The 7,448-nt window shown below is 40.1% G+C and carries 6 protein-coding genes and 1 rRNA gene; 1 reads left to right on the plus strand and 6 read right to left on the minus strand.

Annotated elements, in window-relative coordinates; genetic code table 11:
* Positions 1-193, minus strand: a 16S ribosomal RNA gene (locus L1D51_RS19680); the annotation flags it as partial.
* Positions 194-768: 575 nt separating this feature from the next.
* On the minus strand, positions 769-1,626 hold the full coding sequence (locus L1D51_RS19685) for a tetratricopeptide repeat protein (RefSeq protein WP_055021989.1): 858 nt from the start codon (positions 1,624-1,626) through the stop codon (positions 769-771).
* An 83-nt stretch (positions 1,627-1,709) separates the two neighbouring features.
* Between L1D51_RS19685 and L1D51_RS19690 the strand changes: the two genes are divergently transcribed.
* A complete protein-coding gene (locus L1D51_RS19690; RefSeq protein WP_054562653.1) occupies positions 1,710-3,023 on the plus strand; it encodes a M20 metallopeptidase family protein in 1,314 nt (437 codons plus the stop codon).
* A gap of 1 nt (position 3,024) precedes the next feature.
* Here L1D51_RS19690 and L1D51_RS19695 read toward each other — a convergent pair whose 3' ends face one another.
* The 4 genes from L1D51_RS19695 to pomA form a co-directional block, all read right to left on the minus strand.
* A complete protein-coding gene (locus L1D51_RS19695) occupies positions 3,025-4,935 on the minus strand; it encodes a DNA topoisomerase III (protein ID WP_054562654.1) in 1,911 nt (636 codons plus the stop codon).
* A 66-nt stretch (positions 4,936-5,001) separates the two neighbouring features.
* Complete coding sequence (locus L1D51_RS19700; protein ID WP_054562655.1) at positions 5,002-5,478, minus strand: hypothetical protein; 477 nt, start codon at positions 5,476-5,478, stop codon at positions 5,002-5,004.
* 129 nt (positions 5,479-5,607) lie between these two features.
* Complete coding sequence (locus L1D51_RS19705; protein WP_054562656.1) at positions 5,608-6,531, minus strand: flagellar motor protein MotB; 924 nt, start codon at positions 6,529-6,531, stop codon at positions 5,608-5,610.
* Between the two features lie 3 nt (positions 6,532-6,534).
* Positions 6,535-7,302, minus strand: coding sequence for a flagellar motor protein PomA (pomA, locus tag L1D51_RS19710; protein WP_054552564.1), 768 nt, complete (start codon positions 7,300-7,302; stop codon positions 6,535-6,537).
* Positions 7,303-7,448 lie beyond the last annotated feature (146 nt).

Genomic DNA, 7,448 nt, shown 5'->3' on the forward strand with positions numbered 1-7,448 from the left:
GTCCGTAGACATCATGCGGTATTAGCAGTCGTTTCCAACTGTTGTCCCCCACCATAAGGCATATTCCCAAGCATTACTCACCCGTCCGCCGCTCGTCAGCAGAGTAGCAAGCTACTCTCTGTTACCGCTCGACTTGCATGTGTTAGGCCTGCCGCCAGCGTTCAATCTGAGCCATGATCAAACTCTTCAATTAAAAGTTTTTTGAAACCGAAGTTTCGTGCTCAATGAATTCTGTATAAATTGACTATATAGTCACTCATAAGAAATTGAGACTCTAAATTTGTTTGCTCCACTTAGTAAACTAAGCTTCGCTGTTAGAACTCAATCTGTACGAGTGCCCACACAGATGATTGCTTTATATTGTTAAAGAACGTTGCGACGTTGTCGCTAGGGATGCGTATAATACATCCTTAATTTTTCGAGTCAACACTTAATTTTAAACTTTCTTTTTAGACCGTTTTAAACCGAAGTTTTACTTAACTCTCTGCTACGTTGTTCAGCATCTTTCGTTGCTGCCCGCCGTGTCAGTGGATGCGCATTATAGGGATGCGAAGAATTAACGCAAGCACTTTTTGTAGAAAACTACTAAAAACTTACCTTTCGCGCAAAAAACAAGCTAAAGGCAGTAAAAAACACAGTTTGCTGTACAAAATACAGTCAACTTTTCTCGAGAGGATCTTAAGTATTATCGAAATTAGGTAATACGCAAGTTTTTAAATAAAAAAAAGCGCCACAATCTTAGTGGCGCTTTTATCAATCAACTCTGAATTAGTACAAGATACTATATAACTTACGACGATACTTAGATGCCAAGGCATCGCCATCAGGTAAAGAAGCGATAATTTCTAGATAGGTTGGTTTTGCATCTGCGTAGTTAAGATCTTTTTTAAGTACATTAAATAGCATCTCTAAAGCTTCTTCTTTACGACCCGCGCTATTAAGAGCATTACTTAGTTCTACTTTTATCTCTAAATCATTTGGGTATTTTTCAACTTTATCCTGCAGTGCTTTTATCTCTGGTGAATCTGTTGCTGCTAATGCTTGTTCACATTTTGCTTGGATATTTGTGAAATACGCATCACGTTCATTTTCTGCAACCGAATCTAATAATGCTTGTGCATCTTCTAATTTATGAATTTGAATACAGATATCAGCTAAAACTAACTTTACCCGTGTATGGTTTGGATCAAGCTCATAAGCCTGCTTTGCATAGTTAAAAGCATTATTTAAATCTTGATTGATTAACGCTTGCTTAGCTTGCTCTAGTAATAACTCGTGTTGAGCTGGTAAATGTTTGGCTAGCGCATCGCGAATTTGCTGCTCTGTTTGAGCACCCGGTAACATATCTACAGGCGCTGATTCTTTTAACATCACAAGCGTAGGTAATGCTTGTAAACCAATTTGCTGCGCAAGTTGCCCTGCAAGAGCTTGCTCAACATCACAATCTAATGTTGCTACTAATAAATGCTCACCATACTCATTTGCTATTTTCTCTAAAATTGCAGCTTGCTGATGACACTCTGGGTTTTGCGCAGAGTAAAAAGTAAGTAGCACTAGTTTTTCAGCGGACGTTTCACCCAGTGCTTGCTGCAAATTTTGCTGGGTAAGTTTTATCATATTATTCATTTGATCGATTGCACTATATAAGTATTTAGGTTTTTATATAGTGGCAAACATAACAATTACAAGCCCCACGGGTCGAGGTCATTATGAAATTATCTGCTATTTCTGCAGCTTTATTACTTCTTAGTCCATTCGCACAAGCAACAACGCTCGATTTAAATCTCAAAAAAACTATGCCTGAGATTGAAAAGCTTTATTTAGATTTACATCAATCTCCCGAGCTGTCTTACCACGAAAAACAAACAGGTCAAAAGCTAGCAAAGCAATTAAAACAGCTGGGCTTTACTGTTACTGATAATGTGGGTGGTTACGGCGTTGTTGGTATTTATGAAAACGGTGATGGCCCTACAGTAATGATCCGCACAGATACTGATGGATTACCAATTGTTGAGCAAACAGGAAAACCTTACGCCTCTAAAGTGACTGTAACAAATAATGCTGGTGCAACAGTTGGCGTAATGCATGGTTGTGGTCATGATATTCACATGAGTTCATTTATTGGCACAGCACAACAGTTAATGACACATAAAGATCAATGGCAAGGTACGTTAATGATGGTCGCACAACCTGCAGAGGAAGTAGGCGGTGGTGCAAAAGCAATGCTTAAAGAAGGGCTTTTTACTAAGTACCCTACTCCAGACCATGTTATTGGTTTACATGTAAGTGCGAGTGTTCCTGCTGGTAAAGTTAGCATGAAAACTGAGTATACGATGGCAAGTGTTGACTCTGTTGATATTACTGTAAAGGGTAAAGGCGGTCACGGTGCCTATCCACATACAACAATAGACCCTGTTGTGATTGCTTCACGTATTGTATTGGCACTGCAAACTATTACTAGTCGCGAATTGTCACCACTTGAACCGTCAGTGGTCACTGTTGGCTCAATTCATGGTGGCTCTAAACACAATGTCATTTCTGATGAAGTAAAACTACAGCTCACACTTCGCAGTTATAACCCTGAAGTACGTTTGCAACAAATCGCGGCGATTAAACGAATTTCTAAAGGTATCGCATTAAGTGCTGGCCTTGATGAAAGCTTAGCGCCTGAAGTATATGTACATGAAGATGAGTCAATTCCTTCGACTTACAATAACCCTGCACAAACCAATGTAGTGCGTTCAGCAATTGCTAATGCTATTGGTGAAGACAATGTTCTTGAAACTGAAGCTGTAATGGCTGGCGAAGACTTTGGTCTATACGGTCGTACAGAGCAGCACGTGCCAATTACTTTGTTTTGGTTAGGCGGTGTTGAACCGAGTCAATATGATGCAGCAATGCAATCTGGCGCAACATTACCTTCTTTACACTCAAGCAAGTTTGCACCTGATTACAAGAAGGCTCTTCCTACAGGGATTACAGCGATGAGTAATGCTGCGGTTGCCCTATTCAACAAAAAATAGTTTAGGCTGACTTAGCTCTAGGCTTAGTTTTTCTTTTAAAACGTCGCTTTTGCGGCGTTTTTGGTAACTGAGCAAAGACTTGGCTGTCGCACTGCTTGGCTTGCTCAACTAAAGCATGTAACTCTGCCAACAATGGTGTTAAAAATTGCTGATAACTCATGTGTTGCTCAGCTATATTCCCTAACGATGCTTCCCACTTAGCTGTTAAGTCAGGGCTAGCAAGCTGCTCTGGTAATGTACTTATAAGAGCTTTGCCTGTTGCGGTAGCTAGAATGTTTTTACCCTGACGCTCTAAAAAGCGTCGTTTAAATAAAAGCTCAAGAATACCAGCCCTTGTAGCCTCAGTGCCTAAGCCATCAGTTTCTTTGAGGATCTTTTTAATTTCTGGGTCTTTCACATAGCGGCTGATGCCTGTCATAGCACTCAATAAGGTAGCATCAGTAAAATGCGCTGGCGGTGTCGTCATTTTGTCTACCACTTCACCTTGATTGCAATGTAGCGACTGACCTTTTTCAAGTGGCGGTAAGGTTTGCTCATCTTTTAACTCTGTTTTGCCCATTAATGTTTTAAAGCCTAAGCTAACATCTTGCTTAGCAGCAGCTTTAAAAAGCCCACCCGCAATTTCAACCGTTACTTTAGTTTCGTTAAATATATAGTCTGGATAAAACTGAATTAAATAATGACGGCAGATCAACCGATAGATTTTTTGTTCATCACTATTTAATGATGCTGAGCGAAGCTGTTTTTCAGTAGGAACAATAGCGTGGTGAGCTGCAACCTTGCTGTCATTAAAACATTTACTCCGCTTATTGGTATCAGCTTGCTTGCAAGCTTCATTTACTTGACCTTCATTATTAGTGATGGCGGCAATAATACTCGCTGCATCTTTATGATGCTCTTTTGGTAAATAGCGGTTATCTGAACGAGGGTACGTAATTAACTTATGACGCTCATACAAGCTTTGACAGGTATCTAGCACCTTTTGTGCTGGCATTGAAAAAGCCTTTGCCGCATCAATTTGTAAAGCCGACAAGTTATAAGGCAGTGGCGCTTGTTGCTTTTTTTGCTTTTGTTCAAGCTCAACTACTTTCGCTGGCTGATTAGTTATGCGTGACACAACATTTTCAGCAAGCCCTCTATGTAATACCCGCCCTTCTTCATCTTGATAAGGTTCACATGCTTTACTTGGCTGCCACTTTGCAGAAAATACTTGCTGCTGCTGAGTTTCAAGATGAGCTAATACTTCATAAAAAGGTTTCGCTACAAAGTTAGCTATTTCATTATCACGATTTACAACTAGACCTAAAATAGGAGTTTGAACACGCCCAACAGATAACACATTACCAAACCCAGCTTTTTGCCCAGCAAGCGTATAAGCGCGAGTTAAATTCATGCCAAATAGCCAATCGGCACGTGAGCGAGCTAAAGCCGATACACTCAATGGAATAAAATCGCGATTCGATTTTAAATTATTCAGCGCTTTTTTAACTGCACCTAAGTTTAAGTCGCTGATCAAGAGTCGTTGAATTTGCTGTTTTTTAACTTGGCTAAGTTTAACCTGTTCGATCACTTCATCAACCAATAGCTGGCCTTCCCTATCAGGGTCGCCGGCATGAACAATTATATTTGCCTGCTTGATTAGCTTTTTTAATACAGTGAGTTGTTTACGTGTTTTTGATTTAGGCTTTAATTGCCACTGTTCAGGCACGATAGGTAAATGCTCAAACCGCCACTTTTTAAAACTTGCATCGTAGTCATCGGGTTCTGCTTGTTCAAGCAAATGACCAATACACCATGAGACACAATCACCATTACCTAGCTCTATATAGCCATCATGCTTTTTTTGTGGTTTTGGCAGTGCATCTGCAATGGCTCGCGCCAAGGATGGTTTTTCGGCAATGTAAAGTTTCATAACGCAACACTAAATACTGTTTTTATAAACAGTAGTCTAGCACAGGATTTTTAACGAAGAAACGCCTTATGCTTGCTGGCTTCGTCGAGTAAAGAGGTAGATAAGCGGTAGGTAACATACGACCACAGTACCAATATTGATTAGCGGTAGCAGGGTCTTGTACATGTAGGTGCTGTAAGACAAATCCCAAAGGTGGCGGTCAACTAAACGGAACAACTGTAGAATGGGCGCCATTATCACAACCAACTGCCCTAAAACACTTTGCCATAAGTAGACTTTATCTTTAATACCCAAGTAAGCAATGATTGCCATCCAAGCAATATCATTAAAAGCCCAGACTACATAGCGCCAGATATAGATATCATCAAACTCTCTTAAAGCAGAATAAATAAGAGTTCCATAAAGGAAAAAAGCAGCAGTAATGATAGAGAAATAAAAAGCGGGCCAATCTTTACGAAGGTAAAAAATAATAATAGCCGGGCTCAAAATGAACACCCAGCTATTGCTTAATATAACTCTAATTTCTACAAACCAATCAGGCAAAATGCAGTGCCTTAATCAGTTTTATCATCATCACCGCCATCACCATTGCCTGGCATATAGCTATATTTATCAACTTTTTTCATTTTTATACTCCATTACATATGTTAATGAAGTTTCACTTTAATTGATTTATTGCCTTACATCAATAGGGTCAGACTCGTGTGCTTTACCTTGCATAATAGAGATTTCAACACGGCGATTACGCTTGCGATCTTCATCGGTCACATTCGGTACAAGAGGCCTTGTTTCTGCGTGACCTACCACCATCATACGAGATTTATCAAAACCGGGCGCTTTTTCCATTTCACTGGCAACTGCCACCGCACGTTTTGATGATAAATCCCAATTATTAGTATAAAGTTCATTCGATACTTGGAAGTCATCAGTGTGACCTGACACGGTTATTTCACCCGGCACATCTTTTAACAGCGTAGCAATATCACGAATAATAGGTTTAAATTTTGGCTGTAAAAAAGCACTACCTGATGGGAATGAGCCATTCTCACGGATACGAATAATAATTTGCTGACCTAATGACTCGAGCTCAATCGCACCATCCATAATTTGCTGTTCTAGTTGCTGAGCAATTTTCTTCACAAGTTCATTTGTTTGTTCTTGATCAGCTGCTGAAATTGACTGTTCTAAAGCTTGTTGCTGAGCCGTACTTTGCGATTCACCACCACGTTTATTACCGCGCTGTTCTTGTCGACCACCGGCAGAGCTTTCGTCGCCAGCCTGAAACTCAAGCATTTGTTGCGTCATTTCTACGGTTTGTTGTTGAATCGTTTCAATAGGAGTGGGTTCAGGTTTACCCGGAGTGAACTCCATGGCAATGACCGAGGTTCCCTTTGGAATATCTTTTACTTCAATTTTATTTTGTACACCGAAAGCAAACTTCATGGAGCCGGCAATTTGCTTAAACTTCAGTACGTCCATTTCTGAGAAAGCAAGCAAGAGTACAAAGAAGCACATTAATAATGACATTAAATCTGCGAAGGTTCCCATCCACGCGGGTAAACCCGGTGGTGGACATTTGCACTCTTGATCTGACATGCCCTACTCCTCGGTATCAACTTTACGTTTTGATTCAGCTAAGTAGTTTTTCAAGATACCTTCAATTACTTTCGGGTTTTGACCATCTTGAATACCTAGTACCGCGTCGAGAATTAAACGTTGATTAAGCGCTTCCTCGTCTTTACGTAGCTCTAGTTTTACCTGAATTGGAATAGCAACAACGTTTGCTAAGAACGCACCATAGAGAGTAGTTAAAAGTGCAACCGCCATTGCAGGGCCGATTGCTTTTGGGTCATCCATGTTTGATAACATAGCAACCAAACCGATTAGCGTACCGATCATACCCATCGCAGGGGCAATATCGGCAAGTGATTTAAATAACCCAGCCCCTAGTTCATGACGGTTAGCTGTAAGAGAAATATCTTTTTGTAGGGTGGCACGAACAACATCAGCATCATGACCATCCACTAACATATCGACCCCTTTGCGCATAAAACCGTTGGGGATTTCGGCTTCTTCTAATGCTAAGAAACCACCTTTACGTGCTGAATCAGCTAATTCTACTGCTTTTTCAATTAATTCTTCTGGAGATTCGATTTTGAACATAAAGGCTTTTGCAGCGACTTTACCTATGCCCAAAAATTGCCCCATAGTGAAATTCGATAATACGATAAAAATCGAACCACCAAATACAATGACCACCGAAGGCGTGTTGTAAAACATTGCAACTTGGCCGTCACTACTTAACACCATCGACATAGCAATTAAGCCTATGGCACCAAGAATACCTATTATGGTTGCTAAATCCACATACCCCTCCAGAGGAACAATTACACGACACCCTCAGGTATCAAATTTTTATTATTAACTGCTTATCGGCAAGCAGTTGAAATACTTAAATCATTAAATGAATTAATTTTATTTTAATGTAAGATTTTTAAGCTACAAGTTTAAGC

The organism is Pseudoalteromonas shioyasakiensis (assembly GCF_022398475.1).
Lineage (GTDB): Bacteria > Pseudomonadota > Gammaproteobacteria > Enterobacterales > Alteromonadaceae > Pseudoalteromonas.